This window comes from Streptomyces nidicola (assembly GCF_050106155.1).
GTDB lineage: Bacteria > Actinomycetota > Actinomycetes > Streptomycetales > Streptomycetaceae > Streptomyces.
Map to the genome: position 1 here is coordinate 1,906,731 of NZ_JBNBPI010000001.1, position 23,812 is coordinate 1,930,542.

General features: G+C 71.0%; 20 protein-coding genes and 1 riboswitch. Of the genes, 1 reads left to right on the forward strand and 19 read right to left on the reverse strand.

Translation table 11 applies throughout. The annotated features are described in order from the left end of the window. Positions 1–5 precede the first annotated feature (5 nt). Together ACOKM3_RS08940 and ACOKM3_RS08945 are read right to left on the reverse strand one after the other, a co-directional pair. On the reverse strand, positions 6–788 hold the full coding sequence (locus ACOKM3_RS08940) for an SGNH/GDSL hydrolase family protein (RefSeq protein WP_426906740.1): 783 nt from the start codon (positions 786–788) through the stop codon (positions 6–8). Between the two features lie 218 nt (positions 789–1,006). Then, positions 1,007–1,789, reverse strand: a complete 783-nt coding sequence (locus ACOKM3_RS08945) for a M23 family metallopeptidase (RefSeq protein WP_426898669.1) — start codon at positions 1,787–1,789, stop codon at positions 1,007–1,009. A 3-nt stretch (positions 1,790–1,792) separates the two neighbouring features. After that, positions 1,793–1,964, reverse strand: a riboswitch (cyclic di-AMP (ydaO/yuaA leader). Positions 1,965–2,347: 383 nt separating this feature from the next. Between ACOKM3_RS08945 and ACOKM3_RS08950 the strand changes: the two genes are divergently transcribed. Further along, positions 2,348–3,145, forward strand: coding sequence for a tyrosine-protein phosphatase (locus tag ACOKM3_RS08950; protein WP_426898670.1), 798 nt, complete (start codon positions 2,348–2,350; stop codon positions 3,143–3,145). Positions 3,146–3,268: 123 nt separating this feature from the next. Here the strand turns inward: ACOKM3_RS08950 and ACOKM3_RS08955 are convergent, their stop codons facing one another. The 17 genes from ACOKM3_RS08955 to ACOKM3_RS09035 all read right to left on the reverse strand — a co-directional run bounded on the left by ACOKM3_RS08955 (position 3,269) and on the right by ACOKM3_RS09035 (position 23,788). Next, on the reverse strand, positions 3,269–5,794 hold the full coding sequence (locus ACOKM3_RS08955) for an FtsX-like permease family protein (protein WP_426898672.1): 2,526 nt from the start codon (positions 5,792–5,794) through the stop codon (positions 3,269–3,271). After that, complete coding sequence (locus ACOKM3_RS08960; RefSeq protein ID WP_426898674.1) at positions 5,791–6,621, reverse strand: ABC transporter ATP-binding protein; 831 nt, start codon at positions 6,619–6,621, stop codon at positions 5,791–5,793. Before ACOKM3_RS08960 ends, ACOKM3_RS08955 begins: the two co-directional genes overlap by 4 nt. Positions 6,622–6,790: 169 nt before the next feature. Next, on the reverse strand, positions 6,791–6,976 hold the full coding sequence (locus tag ACOKM3_RS08965) for a DUF6126 family protein (RefSeq protein WP_426898676.1): 186 nt from the start codon (positions 6,974–6,976) through the stop codon (positions 6,791–6,793). After that, positions 6,969–7,640 carry a helix-turn-helix domain-containing protein gene (locus ACOKM3_RS08970; RefSeq protein ID WP_426898678.1) on the reverse strand — a complete coding sequence of 224 codons (672 nt, stop codon included), beginning with the start codon at positions 7,638–7,640 and terminating at the stop codon, positions 6,969–6,971. Before ACOKM3_RS08970 ends, ACOKM3_RS08965 begins: the two co-directional genes overlap by 8 nt. Before the next feature lie 108 nt (positions 7,641–7,748). Then, on the reverse strand, positions 7,749–9,134 hold the full coding sequence (locus tag ACOKM3_RS08975) for an aspartate aminotransferase family protein (protein ID WP_426898680.1): 1,386 nt from the start codon (positions 9,132–9,134) through the stop codon (positions 7,749–7,751). Beyond that, positions 9,131–11,050 carry a 1-deoxy-D-xylulose-5-phosphate synthase gene (dxs, locus tag ACOKM3_RS08980; RefSeq protein ID WP_426898682.1) on the reverse strand — a complete coding sequence of 640 codons (1,920 nt, stop codon included), beginning with the start codon at positions 11,048–11,050 and terminating at the stop codon, positions 9,131–9,133. Before dxs ends, ACOKM3_RS08975 begins: the two co-directional genes overlap by 4 nt. A 48-nt stretch (positions 11,051–11,098) precedes the next feature. Continuing rightward, complete coding sequence (gene ispG, locus ACOKM3_RS08985; protein ID WP_426898684.1) at positions 11,099–12,265, reverse strand: flavodoxin-dependent (E)-4-hydroxy-3-methylbut-2-enyl-diphosphate synthase; 1,167 nt, start codon at positions 12,263–12,265, stop codon at positions 11,099–11,101. 7 nt (positions 12,266–12,272) lie between these two features. Continuing rightward, positions 12,273–13,295: an adenosyl-hopene transferase HpnH gene (gene hpnH / locus ACOKM3_RS08990; protein WP_426898686.1), complete on the reverse strand. Its 1,023-nt coding sequence runs from the start codon at positions 13,293–13,295 to the stop codon at positions 12,273–12,275. Positions 13,296–13,301: 6 nt separating this feature from the next. Further along, positions 13,302–13,958, reverse strand: coding sequence for a phosphorylase family protein (locus ACOKM3_RS08995; RefSeq protein ID WP_426898688.1), 657 nt, complete (start codon positions 13,956–13,958; stop codon positions 13,302–13,304). Next, a complete protein-coding gene (shc, locus tag ACOKM3_RS09000) occupies positions 13,958–15,964 on the reverse strand; it encodes a squalene--hopene cyclase (protein ID WP_426898690.1) in 2,007 nt (668 codons plus the stop codon). Before shc ends, ACOKM3_RS08995 begins: the two co-directional genes overlap by 1 nt. A 103-nt stretch (positions 15,965–16,067) precedes the next feature. Continuing rightward, positions 16,068–17,135: a polyprenyl synthetase family protein gene (locus ACOKM3_RS09005; protein WP_351334777.1), complete on the reverse strand. Its 1,068-nt coding sequence runs from the start codon at positions 17,133–17,135 to the stop codon at positions 16,068–16,070. An 89-nt stretch (positions 17,136–17,224) separates the two neighbouring features. Continuing rightward, positions 17,225–18,670 (reverse strand): hydroxysqualene dehydroxylase HpnE, encoded by a 1,446-nt coding sequence (gene hpnE, locus ACOKM3_RS09010; RefSeq protein WP_426898692.1) that lies wholly within the window; start codon positions 18,668–18,670, stop codon positions 17,225–17,227. 169 nt (positions 18,671–18,839) lie between these two features. Further along, the gene (hpnD, locus tag ACOKM3_RS09015) at positions 18,840–19,802 is read right to left on the reverse strand and encodes a presqualene diphosphate synthase HpnD (RefSeq protein ID WP_426898693.1); all 963 of its coding nucleotides are present in this window, start codon (positions 19,800–19,802) and stop codon (positions 18,840–18,842) included. Further along, positions 19,799–20,719 carry a squalene synthase HpnC gene (gene hpnC / locus ACOKM3_RS09020; protein WP_426898695.1) on the reverse strand — a complete coding sequence of 307 codons (921 nt, stop codon included), beginning with the start codon at positions 20,717–20,719 and terminating at the stop codon, positions 19,799–19,801. The genes hpnD and hpnC overlap by 4 nt, the downstream gene beginning before the upstream one ends. A 416-nt stretch (positions 20,720–21,135) precedes the next feature. Next, positions 21,136–21,921 (reverse strand): ABC transporter ATP-binding protein, encoded by a 786-nt coding sequence (locus ACOKM3_RS09025; RefSeq protein ID WP_426898697.1) that lies wholly within the window; start codon positions 21,919–21,921, stop codon positions 21,136–21,138. Further along, the gene (locus tag ACOKM3_RS09030; RefSeq protein ID WP_426898698.1) at positions 21,914–22,855 is read right to left on the reverse strand and encodes an ABC transporter permease; all 942 of its coding nucleotides are present in this window, start codon (positions 22,853–22,855) and stop codon (positions 21,914–21,916) included. The genes ACOKM3_RS09025 and ACOKM3_RS09030 overlap by 8 nt, the downstream gene beginning before the upstream one ends. A 51-nt stretch (positions 22,856–22,906) precedes the next feature. Then, positions 22,907–23,788: a glycosyltransferase family 2 protein gene (locus ACOKM3_RS09035; protein WP_426906741.1), complete on the reverse strand. Its 882-nt coding sequence runs from the start codon at positions 23,786–23,788 to the stop codon at positions 22,907–22,909. Positions 23,789–23,812: the final 24 nt, after the last annotated feature.

Sequence of the window (23,812 nt, forward strand, 5' to 3'; positions counted from 1 at the left end):
ACGCGTCAGGACGCCGCCTCCAGGTGCGCCTTCACCGCGTGCGGGTCCACGAAGCCCTTCGCCTGCACCCGGTCGCCGGAGGACTCGCCGCGAAGCCGGCGCCCGATCCACGGCACCAGGAACTCGCGCGCCCAGTGCATGTCGTCGCGCCGCACCTCGAACGTGCCGCGCGGCGGCAGCAGCGGCCACGCCTGCTCGGGGTCGGCCGGCACGTCGATACCCAGCGCCTGACCGGCGCGCAGCGCCACCCGCGTGTGCCCCTCGGGCGACAGGTGGAGGCGGTCGTCGTCCCAGGCCCTGCGGTCCTGGATGGACTTCAGGGACCACAGGTCGAGCATCAGGCAGCCGTGCCGGTCGGCGATCGCCCGCACATGCATGTTGTACGTGGCGATCTTGCCGCGCAGGTGCTTGAGCACGGCCACGTCACGGGTGTCGAAGCCGGTGGCCACCATGACCGTGCCGGCCGCCTCGGTGAGCTGGACCACGGCCTTCTCGAAGCGTTCGGCCACGTCGTCCGGGTCGGTGCCGGGGCGGATGATGTCGTTGCCGCCGGCGACCAGGGTCACCAGGTCGGGGGCGAGCTCGACCGCCTTCGGGACCTGGTCCGCGACGATCTGGTCGAGGAGCTTGCCGCGCACGGCCAGGTTCGCGTACTTGAAGGTGTCCTCGGGGACACGGTCGTCCAGGAGGACTGCGAGCCGGTCGGCCCAGCCCGCGAACTTTCCGTCGGGCCCGGGGTCACCGACTCCTTCGGTGAAGCTGTCGCCCACGGCCGCGTAGGACCGGATCGTGCCGTTGAGTGTCTCCGTGAGTGCTCTCGATTCGTTTGCCACGACCACACATCTTTCACCCTCGACTGTGACCTACGCGACCGTAGCCAGGGGTTGACGCGTGGTGAGATAACCCACTCGCCACCTGGGGAATAAGCGCGGGAACGCGAATGCGGCGCCCGGGGAGCTCTCCGGGCGCCGCATCGGGCGAGCGGTCGCGACCGCTACGAGATGTCTCAGGCGTTCACACCGTGCTCGCTCAGGTACGCGATCGGGTCGATGTCCGAGCCGTAGTCCGCGGTCGTGCGGACCTCGAAGTGCAGGTGCGGTCCGGTCACGTTGCCCGTCGCGCCGGACTTGGCGATCTCCTGGCCGGCCGTCACGGTGTCGCCCTGGGCGACGCCGATCGAGGACAGGTGGCCGTACTGGGAGAAGTGGCCGTCGGCGTGCTCGATGACGACCTCGTTGCCGTACGCGCCGCCCGAGCCGGTCGAGACGACGGTGCCGTCGGCGATCGACTTCACGGAGGTGCCGGTCGGCACCGAGAAGTCGGCGCCGGTGTGGCTGCCGCTGGACCACATGGAGCCGGAGTTGCCGTAGCCCGTGCCCTTGGCGCCGTCGACCGGCGCCACGTAGTCGCCGGAGGCGGTGGTCTTGGCGCTCGCCTGCGTGGCGGTGGCCGCGCCCTCGGAGCCGGAGCCGCTGGCGGCCGCGCCACCGATGGTGAGCTTGACGCCGATCTTGAGGTGGTCCGCGTCGGAGCCGACGGCGTCCTTGTTGTCCTCGTAGAGCTTCTTCCAGCCGCCGTCGACGTCCTGCGCCTTGGCGATCTTCGAGAGCGTGTCACCGGCCTTGACGGTGTACGTCGTGGCGTCGGCGGCGGGGGCGGACGTCGCGGCCTGCGCACCGGTGGCGCCCATCAGCGGCAGCGCGAGCGCGGCTCCACCGGCGGAGGCGACGGCGGCGACACGGGCGATGCGCTGGGAGGTCGAAAGGCGGTGCTTTCCCTTTGCGGGCATGCTGAATTTCCTCTCCGTCGCCTACGAGGTGAGCTGTCGGGTTCGGGCTGGAGATGCCCGGCCGCGCCCGGGGTACGGGCACGGCTTCACCCCAAGCCGCTTCGGGAAATCCCCTACGCGGCGTCTTGCGTGTGGGTCCCCCGCTCCTGCCGTGACGGGTAGTCGAAAGGAATCCGGGCGGCGGCAGGACTAGGCGTTCCGACCGGATTGATTGGTGACCGTAGGCGAACGGCAATGGCGACGACAAACCCCGAATTCATCTGCGGTGCCAATTCCTTGGGATCCTGAGGCTTCCCGGTGTAACCCTCCGTCGACATTCGCCGCTTTACCAACGCCATACCTTCGGGGATTACTGGGGCGGCAATCCCGGCCGCCCGCCACACAGCGTCACGAACATGAAGCCGGTCACGCACACGCCCACAAGCCCCTTCGATCCATGCACAGTTGGCACGGATCAGGGCGAATCGGATAGATGGTTGCCTGTGGAACCGATGTCGTATCGTCAGGAGCGCGCCCGCCGGCGACCCAACGCCGGTGCACCGATTGGGAGGAGCCCCTGTGACGCAGCACGCACCGTCCACCGAGCCCGAGCTGACCGGAGTGCGCAACTTCCGAGATGTGGGCGGCCTGCCCACCGTGGACGGCCGGCGCGTGCGCCAGGGCGTACTGTTCCGCAGCGGTCACCTCGCCCACGCCACGGCCGAGGACTCGGCCTTCCTCTCCTCCCTCGGCCTGCACACGGTCTTCGACTTCCGCAACTCCGCGGACCAGAAGCTGGAGGGCGCGGACGTCGAACTGCCCGGCGTGCGCAATCTGAACCTGCCGCTCAACGACCCGGCCGACGGCGCCGAATTCTGGACCATGGTCCGCGACGGCAACATCGACCAGCTGCGCCAGATCCTCTCCGAGGGCCGCGCGGCGAACCGGCTCGTCGAGTCCTACCGCACCATGATCAAGGAGCGCACCGCCGAGCACAGCCGCGTGCTGCACTCCCTCGCCGACGACAGCCTCCCCGCGCTGATGCACTGCGCGGCGGGCAAGGACCGCGCGGGCCTGTCGATCGCGGTGACACTGCTCGCGGTGGGCGTGGAGCGCGACGCCATCGAGGCGGACTACCTCAAGTCCAACGAGAAGCACCGCCGCTACAACGTGCGCCGCACCGCCACCGCGAAGGACGCCTACTCCCCCGAGATCATGGAGCTGCTCAGCCCGCTCTTCGACGCCCGCATCGAGTACCTCAACGCGGGCCTCGAGACGATCGACGAACTGTGGGGCAGCACCGACCGCTACCTCGAAGAGGGCCTGAAGCTCACCTCGGCGACGCGGGAGCGGCTGCGCGAGCGCCTTCTCGACTGAGGTCCGGCACCTGAGGCCCCCGGCGCCTGAGGCCCGGCACCTGAGGCCCCGGCACCGCCTTCTCGACCGAGGCCGGGGCCCGGGCCTGAGCCGCAGCCCCGAACCTCGGCCCCGTGTCCGACGTCACCCCTCCCTGTCGCGAAGTGCCGCGCGGGCAGGGAGGGTTACGGCGAGCAGCCCGAGGCACACCGCGCTCGCGGCGAACGTGCCGTACAGCAGCGGCGGTATGTACGGGGACTCCCCCGTCATGCCGCGCATCATCGGCGTCAGCGTGATCAGCGCGATGGCGGTGCCGAGCGCCACCCCCGCCGCCGACACCAGCAGGCTCTCCCAACGCAGCATCCGCAGCACCTGGCGGCGCGTGGAGCCGACGAGGCGGAGCACCGTCAGTTCGCGACGGCGGTCCAGGACCGTCATCACCAGGGTGTTGACCGCGGCGACGGCGGCGAAGCCGCCCAGGACCGCGGCCATCATGTAGTTGGACCAGGCGCCGAGTTCGCTGTCCGCGCTCTGCGCGACGGCATAGCCCGAGGCGTCGGTGACCTTGCCCAGTGCGGCGAGCGGCCCGACGTCGCCGCCGCGCACCAGCAGCGTGCCGTCGAAGCCCGAGGTGACGTGGCCGGCCAGGGACGCGCGGTCCATGGTCACCGCCGCAAGGCCGAGGCCCCGGCCGTAGACCGCGGCGACCTCCGGGCGGGCCTTCGTGCCGTCGGGAAGGTAGAGCGGCAGCCTGTCGCCGACCTGCACCTTCGCCGCCGTGGCAAGCGTCTTGTCGATGGCGATGCGGCCCGCGCCCACGCGGTCCAGGCTGCCGCCGCGCACATCCAGGTCCTGCACCTTGGCCAGCTCGGCGCCGGAGCCCGAGATGCCCTGCGTCGCCGTTGCCTGCAACGACGTCTCGCCGCCCGAGTCGACCGGCACGAGCACCTGCGTCTCGAGCAGGCTCACGGCCGCGTCCACGCCGGGAGCGCGGGCCGCCCGGTCGGCGGCGCCCGTGGGCAGTCCCGCCGGGTCGGTGACGACGTGGTCCGCCGTGATGCCCTCGCGCAACTGGTCCGCGGAGACCTTGCTCTCGCTCGTGTGCATGAACACCAGCGTCGAGGCGAAGGCCATCGCCAGCACGATCGGCGTGATCGCGGAGGCCAACCGGCGGGAATTCGTCCGGGAGTTGGCGGCCGCCAGCGAGGCCGAGGCGTCTCCCCCGCGCAGCAGCAGGCCGAAGAGCGCCGCGCACAGCCGTGCCACCAGCGGGCCGAGCAGCGCGACGGCGAGCATGAAGAGCATCACGACGCCGAGCGAGGCGTTCGCCGCGTCGGCTCCGGCGGTGGAGGCCGCGACGCCCGCGAGCGCCGAGCCGCCGCCGAGGGCCGCGACTCCGAGCACGGTACGGATGACGCCCGGGCGCAGCCGCTCCACCGAGGCCTCGGCGAGCGCCTGACCCGGCTTGATCCTCGCGGGCCTGCGCCCGGCGATCCACCCGGCGCCGAGCGCCGTGAGCAGCCCGGTCCCGACGGCGGCGACCAGCGGGATCCACGAGACGTGCAGCTCGACCGCCTGCGGGACGGCCCCGCGGTCCTTCAGCTGCCCGAACCACCAGTGCGCGAGCCCGATGCCCGGCAGGCACCCGAGCACCCCGGCGAGCGGCGCAACGAGCAGCGCCTCGGAGGCGACCGCACGGCGGATCTGCCGCGGCGTGGCGCCAACGGCACGCAGCAGCGCGAACTCGCGGGTGCGCTGGCCGACGGAGAGGGCGACCGTGCCGGCCGCGGTGAAGACGGCGACCAGCGTGGCGATCCCGCCGAAGGAGCCGCCGAGCGCGGTGAGGTTCTCCTTGGCGTAGGCCAGGCCGTGGTCCTCGACCTCGCCGCGGTCGTCACCGGTGAGCACCTGCGCGCCGGAGCCGGTCAGTGCCTTCTCGACAGCGGTGGCGAGGGCGCCGGTGTCGGCGCCGTCCTTGGCCAGTACGGCGATGGCCTCGGCCTTGCCGGGGTGCCCGGACAGCGCGGGGGCCTCCGCGTCGGCGAACCAGGCCGTGGCCCCGCCGCCCGCCGCCTTGCCTGCCCCTGCGGTGTCCCCGGCCCCGGCCCTGGCAAGACCGGACACCCTGAACTCCGCGCGCCCCGCCGCCGTTTCAAGCGCGACGGTGTCGCCGACGTGGGCCTTCGCGGTGCGGGCCGCGGCGGCGTCGAGCGCCACCTCTCCCGTGCGCGGCGCGGCGCCCGCGGACAGCGCGGTCCCGGTGAAAGCGTGCGAGCCCCAGCCGTGGCCGGTGAGCGCGCTCGACGAGGTGGAGCTCTGCCGCACCGGGAAGGTGAAGTCCGCCACCGCAGCCTCGACGCCGGGCGCCCGGGCCGCCTTCGCCGCGAGCCCCGCGTCCACGCGCGCGGTGTCCGGCAGCGGGTACGTGGTCTCTTCAGGACCGTCGACGGTGTCGGTGACGACCCGCGCGGACTGGTCCGCCGCCGCCACGACCGGCGCCTTCGCGTACCGCTGCGCCGGAACCGACGCACGTACGCCGGTCTCCAGCAGGGTGCCGCAGGCCGCGACGATCAGCGCCGACATCAGCAGCGCGACGAACGTGCCAGCGAACGAGGCGGGCTTGAAGCGCACAGCCGCACGCGCGAGGCCGTTGGGGGCAAGGCTCCTCATGCCGCCGCCCCCGCCATCGCGCCCGCGCGGGAGGAACGGACGGCGAGCGTCGCCATCCGCGCGGCGATCTGCTCCGCCGAACCGCGCTCCAGGCTGTCGGCGAAAGCGCCGTCGGCGAGGAACAGCACGCGGTCGGCCCAGGCGGCCGCGGTCGGATCGTGGGTGACCATGACGACGGTGGCGCCGAGGTGGTCGACGGCGTTGCGGAGCAGGCCCAGGACCTCCGCCGCGGTGCCGGTGTCGAGGGCGCCGGTGGGCTCGTCCGCGAACACCACGTCGGGGCTCGTGACCAGGGCGCGGGCGACGGCCACCCGCTGCTGCTGGCCACCGGAGAGCTCGCCGGGCCGGCGCCGCGCCTTGTCCGCGAGCCCGACCTGCGCCAGCATCGCGGCCGCCCGGCGGCGGTCCTGGCGGCGCCCGGCGAGCCGCATGGGCAGCAGCACGTTCTGCTCCACGGTCAGCGACGGCAGCAGGTTGAACGCCTGGAAGACGAAGCCGAGGCGGCTGCGGCGCAGCTCGGTGAGCCGGTTCTCGCTCATGCCGGTGATCTCCGTGCCACCAAGGTGCACGGATCCCGCCGACGGCCGGTCGAGCCCGGCGGCGCACTGCAGGAAGGTGGACTTGCCGGACCCGGACGGCCCCATCACGGCCGTGAACGTGCCGCGCGGCAGAGCGAGGTTGACGCCCGCGAGAGCGTGCACCGCACCGGCCCCGCGCCCGTACTGCCGCCGCACACCGCGCAGTTCGACAGCGAGACCCGGCGTGCCGGCCCGTGCCTCCGGCCGGTCGTCCTCGATCGTCCGCTGCTTGCCCCTGCGTAGCCTCATGGCCCTGTCCCGCCCTCTCGTACTTTTCCTCGCTCTGACGGGGAGGAGTGTGCGAGAACGGCCGGGCGCCTGGCGTCATACCCAGGAGCCAACATGGAGGTGCTACCGCAGTAGGGGGTCCCGCCTCACGCGGCCCCGCCTCACGCGGACCGCCCCACGGCGCACCGCCTCACTGATTCCCGCCCAGCGTGAACAGCAAGTAGATGAATCCGGCCAGCGCGTGCCCGGCGAAGACGTACACGAGGACCCGGATCAGAATGCCGCGCGGCAGCTTGTCCTCGATCTGGCGGCGGGCCGGGCCCGGGGTCGGCCCGGTCGTGTCAGGCGTGTGAGCCGCATCGGACGTGTCAGCCATGGCGGGTCTCCTTTAGCGGTCCCGCCGACGGCCCGAGGCACAGTGCGGCCGTCGGGCTCTGCAGCAGGGTGTGGACGAACAGGAAGTCGACGCCGCCCGGGTCGACGGCGGCAATCCGGTGCGGGGTCAGCGAGTCGAAGTGGGAGCTGTCGCCCGGGTCGAGCCGGTAGGACGTGTCCCCGAGCCGCAGCCGCAGGCGCCCCGACAGGACGTACAGCCACTCCTCCCCCGGATGCACGCGCACGACGTCGCCCTGGGACCCGTACGGCGCGTGCACCTGCAACGCCTGCATCCCGCGGCCGGGCGACCCGGCCTGCCGGTACGTCCAGCCCCCGGCCTCGGTGGCTTCCATCGTGCCGCCGCGCACGACCGCGTCCCGGTCGGCGGGGGTCTCGCCGAGCAGTTCGGATACGGTCGTACCGTAGATACGGGCGAGTGAGAGCAGCATCGGGAGCGAGGGCTGACGCTGTCCGGTCTCCAGGCGGGAGAGGTGCGCCGGGGACAGGCCGGCGGATCCGGCGGCGACCTCCAGGGTGAGGGCCGCGCGGCGGCGCAGTTCGCGGAGCTGGGGCGCGACGGCGGGAAGTTCCGGGGGTTCCGGGACCTCCGCACCGTCGACCTCGTCCGGCTGGTCCGGCTCGTCCGGCGAGAGGGCAGGGCTCATGCTCTCGATTCAGCCAGAGCCGTGCCCCTCCGGCAACTTTCTTGCCTCAGAGGCAAACGCCATGGCGAGAACCACGACAAAAGCCACCGCCCCGAGCCACCGACACCCTCAGCGGTTCGCCACCGCCTGCTTGACCAGCGTCTTGCCGAAGTCCCACATCAGCCCGCCCCCACTGTGCGCGTCGTCCATGACCGCCGTGAACGCCTCGACGAAGCGCTCGACGTCGGCCTCGTTCACCACGAGCGGCGGGATCAGTTTGATGACTTCGAGGTGGTCGCCGGAGACCTGGGTCAGGATCCGGTGCTTCTGGAGCAGCGGCACCACGACCATCTGCGCGAACAGGCCCTTGCGCGCGGCCTGCAGCATCGTCCAACGGCTGCGGAGCTTCAGGGACTTGGGCCGCCCGAACTCGATGCCGATCATGAGCCCGCGCCCGCGCACGTCGCTCAACAGCTCGTAGCGGTCGATGAGTTCGGCGAGCCGGGACCTCAGCAGCTCGCCCATCGCCCGCGCGTTCGCGACCGTCTCCTCGTCCTCCATGACGGACAGGACCGCGAGGCCCGCCGCCATCGCCTGCGCGTTGGAGCCGAAGCTCGCCGAGTGGACGAGGACCCGGTCCATGGAGGAGTAGACCTTCTTGAAGATCCAGTCCTTGCCGAGCGTCGCGCCGACCGGCACATACCCGCCCGACAGCGCCTTGGCGACGCACACCAGGTCCGGTTCGACGCCCTCCTCGTGCTGGTAGGCGTAGAAGTCGCCGGTGCGGCCTAGACCCGTCTGCACCTCGTCCGCGATCAGTAGCGCCTTGTGCCCCCGCAGCAGCTCCTGCGCGGCCCGCAGATAGCCGGGGGGCGACTCGTACACGCCCTTACCTTGGATCGGTTCGACGATGAGCCCGGCGACGTCGCCCTTCTTCAACTCCCTTGCCAGCGCGTCGAGATCACCGAGCGGGATCGGGGTGTCGGGCAGCAGCGGCGCGAAGCCGTCGCGGAAGCCGTCCTCCCCGTTCACCGACAACGAGCCGGTCGTCAGGCCGTGGAAGGCGTGCGCGCAGTACAGGATCCTCGGCTTTCCGGTCGCGTACCGCGCGAACTTCAGCGCCGTCTCCACCGCCTCCGTACCGCTGTTGCCGAAGAACACCCGGTCCAGGTGCGGGCTGTGCGCCACCAGTTTCTCGGCGAGCAGGCCCGGCAGCGGCTGACAGTCGAAGCGGGTCAGATCGGCGAGCGAGGCGTCGAGGACGTCGTGCAGCGCCTTGCGTACGACGGGGTGGTGCCGGCCGAGGCCCATGACACCGAATCCGGCGAGCATGTCCAGGTAGTCGTTGCCGTCCGCGTCCCAGAAGTGCGCGCCCTCGGCCCGCTCGTAGACCTTGTCGAAGCCGATGGTGTGGAGCATCTTCGGCAGCTGGTGGTTGAGGTACTTGGTGTGCAGCTCGTACCGTTCGGCGCCGCGCTCGGCGAGCAGCTTGCCGAGGTCGAACTCCTTGCTCATACGTTGATCTCCTTGCCCGCTGTGCCACTACCCGATGCACGACTGCCCGCCGCGCGGCTCATGCTGGCGCCGATCCGCCCCGCGATCTCCACGGGCGTAAGACCGATGTCGGCCAGCACCTCGCCCCGCTTGCCGTGCGCCAGGAACTGCTCCGGAATGCCGAACCGCCTTACGGGGACGTCGACTTCGGCCTCGCCGAGCGCGAGCGCGACGGCCGAGCCGACGCCCGCCGCCTTGCTGTTGTCCTCGACGACGGCGACCAGCTCGTGCGCGGCGGCGAGCGGCGCGAGGTCGGGGTCGACGGGCTTGACCCAACGCGGGTCCACCACCGTGCAGTTGATGCCGCGCGCCTCCAGCAGATCCGCGACCTGGAGGCACACCGGCGCCATCACGCCGACCGCGACGAGCAGCACCCGCGGCTCCTCTGCCCGGTGCAGCACGTCGATGCCGCCGACCCGGTCGACGGCCGCGATCGGCTCGCCCACCGACTCCTTGGGGAACCGCAGCATGGTCGGCGCGTCGTCGACGGCGACCGCTTCCCGTAGCTGCGAGCGGAGTTGGTCGGCATCGCGCGGCGCGGCGATCCGCAGGCCCGGCACGACCTGGAGCACGGACATGTCCCACATGCCATTGTGGGAGGCCCCGTCGGCGCCGGTGACGCCGGCCCGGTCGAGCACGAAGGTGACCCCGCACTTGTGCAGCGCGACGTCCATCAGGAGCTGGTCGAAGGCACGGTTGAGGAAGGTCGCGTACACGGCAACGACGGGGTGCAGTCCGCCCGTTGCCAGTCCCGCGGCCGACACGGCGGCGTGCTGTTCGGCGATCCCGACGTCCCACACCCGCTCGGGGAACTCCGCCGCGAACTTGGTGAGTCCCACCGGGTGCAGCATCGCCGCGGTGATCGCGACGACGTCCTCGCGCTCGCGCCCGATCGCCGCGATCTCGTCGCCGAACACCGACGTCCAGGAAGGGCCGTTGGACGGCGCGAGCGGCTCGCAGGTGAGCGGGTCCATCACGCCGACGGTGTGGAAGCGGTCGGCCTCGTCGGCGAGCGCGGGCTCGTAGCCGCGCCCCTTCTCGGTCAGGCAGTGCACAAGTACCGGCCCGTGGAAGCGTTTTGCGCGTCGCAGGGCGGACTCGACGGCGCCCGTGTCATGGCCGTCGATGGGACCCACGTACTTCAGGCCCAGGTCCTCGAACATGCCCTGCGGCGCGAACGCGTCCTTGAAGCCCTTCTTCGCGCCGTGCAGCGACTCGTAGACCGTGTGCCCGACCACCGGGGTCTTCAGGAGCACGTCCTTGCCCCAGGCCAGCACCTTCTCGTACGAGTCCGTGGTGCGCAGCGTCGCCAGATGGTTGGCGAGGCCGCCGATCGTGGGCGCGTAACTGCGCTCGTTGTCGTTGACGACGATGATCAGCGGCCGGTCCTTGGCGGCCGCGATGTTGTTCAGGGCCTCCCAGGCCATGCCTCCGGTCAGCGCGCCGTCGCCGATGACGGCGACGACGTGCCCGCGCTCGCCCTGCACCTGGCGCGCCTTGGCGAGGCCGTCGGCCCAGCCGAGCGCCGTGGAGGCGTGCGAGTTCTCCACGACGTCGTGCTCGGACTCCTCGCGCGAGGGGTAGCCGGACAGGCCGCCCTTGCCGCGCAGCTTGGAGAAGTCCTGGCGGCCCGTCAGAAGCTTGTGCACATAGCTCTGGTGGCCGGTGTCCCACACGAGGCGGTCGACCGGCGATTCGAAGACCCGGTGCAGCGCGATGGACAGTTCCACCACGCCCAGGTTCGGCCCGAGGTGTCCCCCCGTCCTCGCGACCGCGTGGATCAGGAACTCTCTGACCTCATGGGCCAGTTCACCGATCTCCTCCTCGCTCAGCGCCTTCAGGTCGCGCGGCCCCCGGATGCTTTCCAGAATCGTCACGCTCGAGCCCCCTTCCCGTCCGTACTTAAGAACTCGGCACTTCAGAACTCAGCTCACGGTGACGTCGGGAGCCCCCGACGCGACGCCGTCCTTCTCCATCTGTTCGGCGATCTGCATGGCCTCTTCGATGAGCGTCTCGACGATCTTCGACTCGGGGACGGTCTTGATGACCTCGCCCTTGACGAAGATCTGGCCCTTGCCGTTGCCGGACGCGACACCGAGGTCCGCCTCGCGGGCCTCGCCGGGACCGTTGACCACGCACCCCATGACGGCCACCCGCAGCGGCACCTCCATGCCTTCGAGCCCGGCGGTCACCTCGTCGGCGAGCTTGTAGACGTCGACCTGCGCGCGCCCGCAGGACGGGCACGACACGATCTCCAGGCGCCGCTGGCGCAGGCCGAGCGACTCCAGGATCTGGATGCCGACCTTGCACTCCTCGGCGGGCGGCGCGGACAGCGAGACCCGGATGGTGTCCCCGATGCCCTCGGAGAGCAGCGCTCCGAAGGCCACGGCGGACTTGATGGTGCCCTGGAAGGCGGGTCCCGCCTCTGTGACCCCGAGGTGCAGCGGATAGTCGCACGCGGCGGCGAGCTGCCGGTACGCGTTGACCATCACCACGGGGTCGTTGTGCTTCACCGAGATCTTGATGTCACGGAAGCCGTGCTCCTCGAAGAGCGAGGCCTCCCACAGCGCCGACTCGGCGAGGGCCTCCGGGGTCGCCTTCCCGTACTTCTGGAGCAGGCGCTTGTCCAGCGAGCCGGCGTTGACCCCGATGCGGATCGGTGTGCCGGCGTCGGATGCCGCCCGCGCGATCTGCTTCACCTTGTCGTCGAACTGCTTGATGTTGCCCGGGTTCACCCGGACCGCCGCGCACCCCGCGTCGATGGCGGCGAACACGTACTTCGGCTGGAAGTGGATGTCCGCGATCACGGGGATCTGCGACTTGCGGGCGATGGTCGCGAGCGCGTCCGCGTCGTCCTGCGTGGGGCACGCCACGCGCACGATCTGGCAGCCGGAGGCGGTCAGTTCGGCGATCTGCTGCAGCGTCGCCCCGATGTCGGACGTGCGCGTCGTGGTCATCGACTGTACGGAAACGGGTGCCCCGCCTCCCACGGCCACCGGTCCGACCTGGATCTGACGGCTGACCCGCCGTTCAGCGATCGGTCGGACCGGTACCTCGGGGAGGCCCAGTGAAACAGGCTCTCCGGCATTCATGGCGTCGTCACCCACGGTTCCCGGCGACGGTCTCGGACATGGCGCGGATGGACTCCTTCAGCGACCCCATGGTGGCGAGCACGGCCGTCGGCTCGTAGCCGCAGTGCGCCATGCAGTTGTCGCAGCGCGGGTCCTTGCCGCGGCCGTAGGCGTCCCAGTCGGTCTTCTCGATGAGCTCCTTGTACGTGGGCACGTACCCGTCCGCCATCAGATAGCAGGGCTTCTGCCAGCCGAAGAGCGAGTAGTTGGGGATGGCCCACGCGGTGCACGGGAAGTCGACCTTGCCCTCGAGGAAGTCGAGGAACAGGGGCGAGTGGTTGAGCCGCCAGCGCCGCCTGTTGCCGCCCGTGAACGCCTTCTTGAACAGCTCACGGGTCTGCGTGACGCCCAGGAAGTGGTCCTGGTCGGGCGCCTTCTCGTAGGCGTAGGCGGGCGAGATCATCATCTCGTCGACCTGGAGGTCGTCGTTGAGGTAGTTGAGCACCTCGATGATGTTCTGCGGGGTGTCCGTGTTGAAGAAGGTCGAGTTCGTGGTGACCCGGAAGCCGCGCCGCTTGGCCTCCTTGATCGCCTCGACCGCCTCGTCGAAGACACCTTCCTTGGCGACGGACTCGTCGTGCCGCTCGCGCATGCCGTCGATGTGCACCGTGAAGGCGAAGAACGGCGACGGCGTGAACTTCTCCATCTTCTTGCGCAGCAGCATCGCGTTGGTGCACAGGAAGACGTACTTCTTCTTGGCCACCAACTGCCGCACGATCTCATCGATCTGAGGATGCATCAGCGGCTCGCCGCCGGCGATGGACACCATCGGCGCGCCCGATTCGAGGACGGCACCGACGGCCTGGGCGACCGGCATGCGCTGCTTGAGCACCCCGGCCGGGTGCTGGATCTTTCCGCAGCCCTCGCACTTCAGGTTGCAGGCGAAGAGCGGCTCCAATTCGACGATGAGCGGAAACTTGTCCCGCCGGCGGATCTTCTGTTCAGCGAGATAGGTCGCGACCTTGATGGATTGACGAAGCGGCATGGCCATCTGGGCTCACCTCCGAGGGAGCAGCAAAGAACGGTGCCATTCAAAAAAAACGGGCAGGACGGCACGAAGGACACGGAAAGCCGATAGTCCACCGCGCACCGTGCCGATCCTGACGAGTTCATGTTCTGGAGCGTCCACGACCACCCGGACGGCGGCAACCGGACGCCTCCCGGCGCCACCGGCCGCCCGCAGGGTCGCGGCCGACTCCATGTCGACGGCGATCGCGCCGGTCGCGAGCAGGTCGGCGCGCTCGTGACCGCGCACCACGTGGTCGGAGCCGGTCAGCGGACCGGTGTGCACGGTCCTGCCGGGCACGGCCTTGACCAGCTCCTTGACCAGGAGATCCGTGCCCGCGCACGGCGTGGCGCCGTACGTGTCACGGGTCTCGTCGGCCACCACCAGGTCGCCGGGGTGCATACCGGGCGCGAGCCCGGCGCAGAACCCGGTGGCCACGACGGCGGCGTCGCGCAGCACGGCGTCACCCAGGGCGCGGCTGACCGCCTGCTCGGCGGCCTTCGGCCCCATGCCCGTACGCAGCACGGTCACGGGGCTCGTGGCCCCGGCCCGGCTGCCGCTGCGCAGCGCGAGGTGCTCGATGCCGAGCGCACAGGCGACCAGCAGCGGCGCGGTCTCCGGTGGGCGGGCCACCGGCGATGCGGTCATCAGCTCCCCTTGGTGGCGGCGCCCTTGTCACTGAAGGGCTCGCCGTTGACATACCGACCGAGTGCGGTCAGCGGGAACACCTGCCGGTACAGGTGGTAGTTGATCGAGAAGTCCCAGGGGAAGCCGGTCCCGGTGAAGTACGGCTCGTCCCAGGTGCCGTCCTCGGTCTGGGTGTCGGCGAGGTAGGTGACACCTCGTTCGACGGCCTTCGACTCCCGCTCCCCCGCCGCGAGCAGCGCGAGCAGCGCCCACCCGGTCTGCGAGGCGGTCGAGGCGCCGTGCCCCTTCCAGTCCTCGTAGCGGTACGAGCGCAGGTCCTCGCCCCAGCCGCCGTCCTCGTTCTGGACGGACTCCAGCCAGCTGACGGCCCGTCTGATCGCGGGGTGCGAGGCGGGCAGGCCGGCGGCGATCAGGGCGGGCACCACGGAGCCCGTGCCGTAGACGTAGTTGACGCCCCAGCGGCCGAACCAGGCGCCGTTGTCCTCCTGTTCGGCGAGCAGCCACTCGATGCCGCGCCGGGTGCGCGGGTCGCGCGTGTACCCCTCGATGGCGAGCATCTCGACGACGTGCCCGGTGACGTCGGCGGACGGCGGGTCGATGACCTCGCCGAAGTCGCAGAACGGCAGCCGGTTGGGGAACGGGCTGGTGTTGTCGACGTCGAAGGCGCCCCACGCGCCGTTCTTCGACTGCATCCCGAGGTTCCAGCGCACGCCGCGCTCGATGGCCTTCTCGACGCGCGCCTTGTCGGGGTGGTCGACGCGGCGCAGCGCGAGCACGACCTCGGCGGTGTCGTCGATGTCGGGGTAGTTGTCGTTGTCGAACTCGAAGGCCCAGCCGCCGGGTTCGAGCGCGGGCCTGCGCACGGACCAGTCGCCCGGCCGGTCGATCTGCTCGGTGATCATCCACTCGGCGGCCCTGACGAGCGCCGGGTGGTCGGCGGGCAGGCCCGCGTCGGCGAGCGCGATGGTCGCCAGGCACGTGTCCCACACCGGCGACTGGCAGGCCTCGATCATCCGGGCCCCGTCCTCGCGCCACACGGCGAACCGGTCGAGGGACGCCAACCCGGCCTTGAGGACCGGGTGTTCGAGGTCGTAGCCGAGCAGGTGGAGCGCGATGACGGAGTAGACGGCGGGCGGCTGGATGCCGCCCCAGCAGCCGTCGTTCTCCTGGCGCTCGACGATCCAGCGGGCCGCGGAGTTCATCGCCGACTTGCGCAGCCGCTTCGGGGCCACCTTGTGGTAGCCGTGCATGATCTTGTCGAGCCGCTGGAACGCGCCGTCCCAACTCACCACGGGGGCAAGGGGCTTGGCGGGGTTCGGATCGCGGGCGTCGGTGTGCAGCTCGTCCAGCGGGAACGGCGCGGGGCGCACCGGGCGCTTCGCGGAGACCACGGTGAGCGGCACGATCGTCTGCCGGGCCCAGCATCCGAAGTCGTAGATGTTGAGCGGCATCCACTTGGGGAAGTAGATGAGCTCCGGGGGGAGTTCGGGGAGGTCGTCCCACTTCCACCAGCCGAACAGGGCCAGCCAGATCCGGGTGAACACGCGGCTGGCGGCGATCCCGCCGCGCTCGCGGATCCACGCGGAGGCCCTGGCCATGTGCGCGTCGTCCGGGGAGTCACCGGCCAGGCGCAGCGCGACGTACGCCTCGATGGTGGTGGACAGTTCGCCGGGGCCGCCGTAGAAGGTGGCCCAGGTGCCGTCCTCGCGCTGCTCGCCGCGGATGAACAGCGCGGCGGCGTCGGTCGTGGCCTTGTCCCTGATACCGAGGAACTGGCGCAGCAGCAGGTCTTCGGCGTCCATCGTCACATTGGTGTCGAGGTCGCCCTTCCACCAGCCCCGGTCGTCCTGCCGCGCGAGCAGGAAGTCCGTGGCGCGCTGTATGGCTCGGCCGGCGGCGTTTCGGGGCCCGGCCGCCCCGGGGGTCGTGTCGGTCAGTTGGGCAGTGGTGGCCGAGGTCGTCTGCGGCGCCGTGGCGCCGGAGCTTCCGTCGGTCGTCGCTGTCATGGCTATCCCTTCATGCAGTGCTTCTTCTCTGCTGGGTAACCGTCGGCCGGAGCCCTGGCGGGACACCGGCCGGCGACTGCGAGTCATATGCGGCCGATAGTGATCATCTCTTTCGTACGACGACGAAGTCGGCGAGCGCCACGAACTGGGCGCGCACCGTGGCTGACATCTGGACGGAGTCCAGGGCTTCGAGGGCGACGGCGTACTGGCGCCGCGCTTCTTCGGCGGTCCACTCGCGCCCGCCGGCCTCCTCGATGAGGGCGGCGCGGGCGGCGAAGTCCGCCTCGGTGAAGGTGTCGAAGTCGACGTCCTTGGCATCGGCGGCCAGGAGCTCGCCGAGCTGCTCGGAGGCCGGTCCGCCGGCGCCGAGCGCGGCGACGACCGGCAGGGACTTCTTGCGCTGGCGCAGGTCGCTCCAGGTCTGCTTGCCGGTCGACTCGGGGTCGCCCCAGATGCCGAGCAGGTCGTCGACGGCCTGGAAGGCGAGGCCCAGGTGGTAGCCGTACTTCTCCAGGGCATCCGCGGTCGCGTCATCGGCGCCGCCGAGAACCGCGCCGATGGAGGAGGCGCAGGCGAGCAGCGCGCCCGTCTTGTTGCCCTCCATCTCCAGGCACTCCACGACGCTGACGCGCTCGCGGTGCTCGAACCCGATGTCCTGCGCCTGGCCGTCGATGAGGGCGCGGGTCGCGGTGGTCAGGCGGCGCGTGGCGCGGCCCGCGTCGACGGTCTCCAGCTCCAGGATGACCTCGTTGGCCAGCGCGAAGAGGGCGTCGCCGACCAGGATCGCCTGCGCGGGGCCGTGCACCTTCCATACGGTGTCGCGGTGCCGGCGCTGCTCGTCGCCGTCCATCAGGTCGTCGTGCAGCAGCGAGAAGTTGTGGACGAGCTCGACCGCGACGGCGCCCGGCACGCCGACCTCCGGGTCGGCGCCCGCGGCCTGCGCGGACAGCACGGCGAGGGCGGGGCGCACGGCCTTGCCGCCGTCACCGTCGGCCGGGTTGCCCGCGGCGTCGATCCAGCCGAAGTGGTAGGCGGCGACGGTGTCCATCGGTGCTGCCAGGCGGTCCACCGCCGCCTTCAGCACGGGGGTGGCCAGGGTTCGGCCGCGCTCCAAAAGCGCGGTCACGTCCACCGCGTCGGCAGCCTCTGGGGCCGAGGGCACAGGTGGCACAGTCTCTCCTTGTGTAACCGGATACAGCGTTGTCGGCTTGTCGACCTGGGGCAGATCGCTGGTCACGTCCACCGTGGGGAGTTCGCTGGTCACGCCGCCTCCCGGTACAGGTGGCCGCGGGGGCGGCCGAGCGCGGCGAGCGCCGCGTCGGCGGCACTGGTGCCGCTGCGGACAGCGCCTTCCATGGTCGCGGGCCACCCGGTGGCGGTCCACGCGCCGGCCAGGTACAGGCCGGGGGCATTGGTGCGGGCCGTGGGCCGCAGCGCGCCGACCCCGGGGGTCGGCGCGAAGGTCGCCGTCCGCTCCCGGGTGACGAAGAAGTCGTGGATCTCGGCGCCGCGCGCGGCGGGCAGCAGCCGCTCCAGCTCCGGCAGGTACCGCTCGCGCAGCTCGGCGACCGGCGCGTCGATCTCGTCCTGCGCGGCCGACTGGGAGACGGCGAGGTACTGGGCGCCCGGCAGCGTACGGGCGAGTCCCGAGGCGTCGGTGCGGTCGAAGACCCACTGCACCGGCGAGCCGAGCGCGGTGAAGAAGGGCTGCTTGAGGACCTTGCGGCCGTACACGACGTGCAGGTTGAGGATCGGCGCGGTGCCGATGTCGAGCAGCCGGCCGGCGTCGTCGAGCGCTCCCGCGGGCAGCAGGTCGTGCGCCTCGCGCTGCGGCACGGCGAGCACGACGGTGTCGGCGGCGAGCACGGCGCCGCAGCCGTCCGGCCCTTCGGGAACCTCCACGGCCCAACGTCCGTTGTCCGTACGGGAGATGGAGGTGACGCGTGTACGGAGTTCGGTGCGTACGCCCGCGGAGTCGAGCGCCTTGCGGGCGAGAGTGTCGTGGAGTTCACCGAGGGGCACCTTGGCCCACCCGATGTCGGCGGCGCCGGGCTCGGACAGCAGCCCGGTCTTGAAGACCATGGCGGCCAGGCCCAGCGAGGAGTCCCCCGCCACCGCGTTCAGGGTCGCGACGCCGACGAGGTCCCACAGCGCCTCGATGGCCCGCTGCGTCTGCCCGTGTTCGGCCAGCCAGGAGCCGAAGTCCCGTTTGTCGAGCGCCGGATCGGCGGGGTCCAGGCCCTTGAGGGCGAGCGCGGCGCGGCCGACGTTGGCGCGCTCGGCGAGCGACAGGTGCGGGTACGTGGCGAGGCTCTTGGCCAGGTGCAGCGGCACGGGCAGCGCGGTGCGCCGCAGCCGGCCGAGCCGGTTCCTCTCGGCGTCAAGTACGGGCACGTCGAGTCGTTCCTGCAGGGGCGCGAGCGCGGCGGCGTCGACGCGGTCGAGGAACCAGCGGTAGGCGGTGCAGCAGCGCAGGTACACGTGCTGGCCGTTGTCGACGGTGAGGTCGCCGCGCTTGAAGGAGAACGCGAGGCCGCCCAGCCGGGGGCGCCCCTCGAGGAGGGTGACGTCCATGCCTCCGTCGGCGAGCGCGAGCGCGGACGTGATCCCCGCGAGCCCACCGCCGACGACCACCGCGGTGGGGCGCCCGCGGTCCCCCGCGGCGTCCGCCTCGCGCACGTCGCCGGACGTGGTCGCCTCGCTCATGCGCCCTCCCCCTGGGTGGTGCTTCCGGTGGTGCGTACGGCCCCCGTGGGGCCGGGTTCGACGGGTGTGGCGAACACACGACCGACCGTTGCATGCAGGGACGCCGCGCCGCTGCGGAGGGTTGCCCGCCACTTCGTTCTCGCCACGTCGACCTGGCCCGCGCTGTCCATCAGGCGCGCCTCCTGGTGGTACCGCGGGTGGCGCCGCGCACGACGGTGCGGGTGTCGAGGCCCGACAGGCCGCGCACGGCGACGTACGCCTTCTCGTGCCCGGGCAGCGAGACCCGGCCGCGCAGCACGGCCTCGGGGTCGCGCTCGATGCGGTCGAGCAGTCTGCGGTAGATGCCGGCCATGGCGGCGACGCAGGCGCCGGAGCGCCGGTCGAGCATGGGAAGCAGCCGGTAGCCCTCGGCGAACAGGGCGCGGGCGCGCCGCACTTCGAAGTGCACGAGCCCGGCGAAGTCCGAGCCGGCCGGGGGCACGGAGCTCTGGAACCCCGCCGAGCAGCCGAACTTGGCGAGGTCGTCGGCGGGCAGATAGGTGCGCCCGTCGGCGGCGTCCTCGCGCACGTCGCGGAGGATGTTGGTGAGTTGGAGCGCGAGGCCGAGCGTGTCGGCGAGCTCCGGCGCGCGCTCGACGCCGCGCGCCCCCGGCTCCGTGCCGAAGACGCCGAGCGAGACCCGCCCGATGGCGCCCGCGACGCACCGGCAGTAGACCTTCAGGTCGTCCCAGGTCTCGTAGGTCTCGCCGCGCAGGTCCATCAGGACACCGTCGATCAGCTCGTCGAGCGCGTCCAGCGGAACCGGGAAGCGGCTCGCGGCATCGGCGAGGGCGACGGCCACCGGGTCGGTGTCGTCCTCCTCGACCTTGCCGTCCTGGACGCGGCCGAGCAGCGCCCTGGTCTCGTCGAGCCGGTGCGCCTTGATGTCGGGCTCCAGGCCGCCGTCGCCGATGTCGTCGACGCGGCGCGAGAACGCGTAGAGCGCCGACATGGCGCGCCGCTTCGCGGTCGGCAGCAGCCGGATCCCGTAGGCGAAGTTGCGGGCCTGCTGCCCGGTGACGGTCTCGCAGTAGCTGTATGCGGCGAGCACCGGCGCCGACACGGTCTGGTCAGACTCCACGGTGTTGCTCACCCCTCTCCTCGCAGAGTCGCTCCCACCTCGCGCAGCAATCGCGCCTTGGTGGGTTTGGGCGGTCCAGGAAGCACGTCGTACGAAACGGCGGTGATCGCGTGGACCGCCGCTTTCCCCCCTGCGACGAACCCTGCCAGCAGCAGCTTCAGCCTGCCGTGGACGCTACCCACCAGGGGGGTGCCTTCATTCAGCAGCTTCAGGGCGCGTTCGGCCTCGTACGCGACCAGCGCACGCACCGATGCGCCCGCGCTCGGGGCGGCGAGATCCGTCTCGTCGACGTGGAACTTCTTCAGGTCTTCGGCCGGCAGGTAGATCCGGTCGCGGTCCAGGTCCTCGGCCACGTCCTGGAGGTGCTCGACGATCTGGAGCCCGGTGCAGACCGCGTCCGAGAGGCGGATGCGCTCGGGGGTCGCGGTGCCGGTGATGGCGAGGACGAGGCGGCCCACGGGGTTGGCGGACAGCTCGCAGTAGGCGAGCAGGTCGTCGTACGTCTCGTAGCGCGTGACCAGCTGGTCCTGGCGGTTCGCGGCGATGAGGCCGAGAAACGGCTCGGGGGTCAGCGAGCGGCGCCGAACGGTGGGCTGCAGGGCCTTGAGGAGCGGGTGGCGCGGCGTGCCGTCGAAGACCTGCCGCAGGTCGGTCTCGAAGGCGTCCAGCATCGCGAGGCGGTCGTGCGCCTGATCGGGTGACACGCCCAGGAGGCGGGCGTCCGCGCCGCCGGGGGCGAGGTCGCCGTCACCGATGTCGTCGACGAGGCGCGCGAAGCCGTACACGGCCATGAGATCGTCGCGCCAGGCGCGCGGCAGGAAGAACGGGGCCACCGGGAAGTTCTCCTCGGCGGCCTTGTCGAGGGTGGCGCTCTCCGGGCTCGCTGTGTCGACAGGGCTCTCGGGGCGCACTCGGGGGTGCGCGCTCACCGGGTGCGGCCCACTTCCCCGAGGACGGCGAAAGCCCCGTGGAGCTGGAGAGTTTCCATAGCCATTGCCGTCACAACTCCCGTTCTACACTGCGGACCCAATGCATCTCATTTCGGACACGCCGCCCGGCCGCCCGCGCGGCCGCCCAGCCCCGCAGGGGTCGGGATGTCGCGCCTTATCGCCCCACATGCCGCGATTGAGGCCGGTACAGCTTACGTTGTACAACGCCCGCCCTCGCGTCGGGGTGTTCTGCACATCACAACAACACACCGATTGGCGCCAAGATTCCTTCAGGGCAAGGAAGTTGACCCGCCCTTGACCGTGATCGCCAACTGCTTGGTACCTACAGGCATATCAGAGGCCCCACCGGACGGAAGCCGGTAGGGCCTCATATGACGTGGTCCAGAGGCGGGCGGTTACTTGCCCGTGAACTTCTCGTACTCCTTGAGTACCTCGGCCGTCGGACCATCCATACGCAGTTCCCCGCGCTCGAGCCACAGGACGCGTTCACAGGTGTCGCGGATGGACTTGTTGTTGTGACTCACCAGGAAGACCGTTCCGGCCTCCTTGCGCAGCTCGCGGATGCGGGCCTCGGAGCGCTTCTGGAACTTGCGGTCACCGGTGGCCAGGGCCTCGTCGATCATCAGCACGTCGTGGTCCTTGGCGGCCGCGATGGAGAAGCGCAGGCGCGCGGCCATGCCGGACGAGTACGTCCGCATCGGCAGCGTGATGAAGTCGCCCTTCTCGTTGATGCCGGAGAAGTCGACGATGTCCTGGTAGCGCGCCTTGATCTCCTCGCGGGACATGCCCATGGCGAGACCGCCCAGGATGACGTTGCGCTCGCCCGTGAGGTCGTTCATCAGGGCCGCGTTCACGCCGAGCAGCGAGGGCTGGCCGTTCGTGTAGACCTTGCCCTTCTCGGCGGGGAGCAGGCCCGCGATGGCGCGCAGCAGGGTCGACTTGCCGGAGCCGTTCGACCCGATGAGGCCGATGGCCTCGCCGCGGTAGGAGGTGAAGGAGACGCCCTTGACGGCGTGCACCTTGCGCACGCCGCGCTCGTCGCCGCGCTTGAGGATCCGGCTCAGCGCCGAGGTGGCGCTGCCCTTGCCGGTCTTCGCGCCGTTGACGCGGTACACGATGTGCAGCTCGTCGGCGATGACCGTGGGGACGCGCGCATCGGTGGGGTTGTCGAGATCAGCCACGGCCGTACCGCTCCTCTGCCTTCCAGAAGTAGACGAAGCCGGCGGCTCCGATCAGGACGGCCCAGCCGGCCGCGAAGGCCCACACGTGCGGCGGGAGGTACTCGGAGCCGTATCCGTGCCCGCCCATGAAGGCGTAGCGGATCAGGTCCATGTAGATCGAGGCCGGGTTCCACTGCAGGACGTCGGTGAGCCAGCCGGGGGCGTTCTTGTCGGCGAGCATCGCGGGGATGCTGAACATGACGCCGGACGCGTACATCCACGTACGCATGACGAACGGCATCAGCTGCGCGAGGTCGGGGGTCTTGCTGCCCGCCCTGGCGAAGATCAGCGCGAGGCCCATGTTGAAGCCGAACTGGAGGATCAGCGCGGGGATCACCAGGAGCCAGGAGAAGGCCGGGAAGACGCCGAACCCGAGCATCACGATGACCAGCACGATCATCGAGAACAGCAGCTGCTGGAGCTGCTGGAGCGCGAACGAGATCGGCAGCGAGGCCCGCGGGAAGTGCAGCGCCCTGACCAGGCCGAGGTTGCCGGAGATGGCCCGCACGCCCGCCATCACCGAGCTCTGCGTGAACGTGAAGACGAAGACACCCGTGACCAGGAACGGCACGTAGATCTCGTGCGGGATGCCCTTCCGGGCGCCGAGGAGCAGGCCGAAGATGAAGAAGTAGACCGCCGCGTTCAGCAGCGGCGTCGCCACCTGCCACAGCTGGCCGAGCTTGGCCTGGCTGTACTGAGCGGTCAGCTTCGCCTGCGAGAAGGCGATGATGAAGTGGCGCCGGCCCCACAGCTGCCGTACGTACTCGAAGAGGCCGGGGCGGGCTCCGCTGACGGACAAGCCGTACTTGGCGGCGAGCTCGCTCCGGGAGAGCCCGTCGTCGGGCGACGGGGGCGCGGTCACCGCGACTCCGGCGTCATGCGTTGTCTCACTCACAAGAGGAACTTTCGTCTTCAAAAGCGCGGCCTGCCGTCAGGCACGAGCTTGTCAGATGACAGGGGGTCGGCCCAGTCGGGTCAGCCGCCACACGGTACGCCACTTCATGGGACGCCTGGGCCCGCAGGGGGTCGTCCAGCCTTCCTTGAAGCCGCCCAGCCAGGCCTTCAGTGCCGGGCCCGAGGGCCGGCGGGCCAGGGTGAGGAGCAGCCAGACGCCGAGGTACACGGGCACCAGGAGCGCGGGCAGATTGCGGCGGGCCAGCCAGACGCGGTTGCGGGCCACCATCCGGTGGTAGACCGCGTGCCGGGACGGGGCCGTGGTGGGGTGGTGCAGCACCATGTCGGCGCGGTAGTCGATCATCCAGCCCGCGTCGAGGGCACGCCAGGCGAGGTCGGTCTCCTCGTGGGCGTAGAAGAACTCGGCGGGCAGCGGCCCGGCCTCGGCGATGACCCGCGTACGCACGGCGTTGGCGCCGCCGAGGAACGTGGTCACGCGCGAGGAGCGCATCGGGTCGGCGGCGCGCAGCCGCGGCACGTGCCGGCGCTGCGTCTCGCCGGTGTCCGGGTCCGCGATGCGGAAGCTGACGATGCCGAGCTTCGGGTCGCCGGTGAAGGCCTCGCGGCACTTCTCGGCCGTGTCCGTCAGCGGAAGGAGGCCGTCGTCGTCCAGGAACATCAGGATGTCGACGTCGGATCCGGACGGTCCGAAGGCCTCGATGCCGACGTTGCGGCCGCCGGGGATGCCGAGGTTCTCGGGCAGCTCGATGGTCCGCACGACCGACGAGAACTCAGTGACGTCCGGGACCGGGGAGCCGTTGCCGACCACGACCACCTCGACCGGGTCGCCGTCCTGCTTGGCGACCGAGTCGAGGAGGGCGCGCAGCTCGGCCGGCCGGTTGCCCATGGTGATGACAACCGCGCCGACCTTCAACTGCTGTGTGCCTGTATTCATGGG

Coding starts and splice junctions, on each gene's coding strand:
- ACOKM3_RS08945 (WP_426898669.1), bottom strand. CDS start 1,789: ATGCCCGCAAAGGGAAAGCACCGCCTTTCGACCTCCCAGCGCATCGCC.
- hpnE (WP_426898692.1), bottom strand. CDS start 18,670: ATGAGCGAGGCGACCACGTCCGGCGACGTGCGCGAGGCGGACGCCGCG.
- ACOKM3_RS08965 (WP_426898676.1), bottom strand. CDS start 6,976: ATGGCTGACACGTCCGATGCGGCTCACACGCCTGACACGACCGGGCCG.
- hpnH (WP_426898686.1), bottom strand. CDS start 13,295: ATGGCCATGCCGCTTCGTCAATCCATCAAGGTCGCGACCTATCTCGCT.
- shc (WP_426898690.1), bottom strand. CDS start 15,964: ATGACAGCGACGACCGACGGAAGCTCCGGCGCCACGGCGCCGCAGACG.
- ACOKM3_RS08995 (WP_426898688.1), bottom strand. CDS start 13,958: ATGACCGCATCGCCGGTGGCCCGCCCACCGGAGACCGCGCCGCTGCTG.
- ACOKM3_RS08970 (WP_426898678.1), bottom strand. CDS start 7,640: ATGAGCCCTGCCCTCTCGCCGGACGAGCCGGACCAGCCGGACGAGGTC.
- ACOKM3_RS08960 (WP_426898674.1), bottom strand. CDS start 6,621: ATGAGGCTACGCAGGGGCAAGCAGCGGACGATCGAGGACGACCGGCCG.
- ispG (WP_426898684.1), bottom strand. CDS start 12,265: ATGAATGCCGGAGAGCCTGTTTCACTGGGCCTCCCCGAGGTACCGGTC.
- ACOKM3_RS08955 (WP_426898672.1), bottom strand. CDS start 5,794: ATGAGGAGCCTTGCCCCCAACGGCCTCGCGCGTGCGGCTGTGCGCTTC.
- ACOKM3_RS08975 (WP_426898680.1), bottom strand. CDS start 9,134: ATGAGCAAGGAGTTCGACCTCGGCAAGCTGCTCGCCGAGCGCGGCGCC.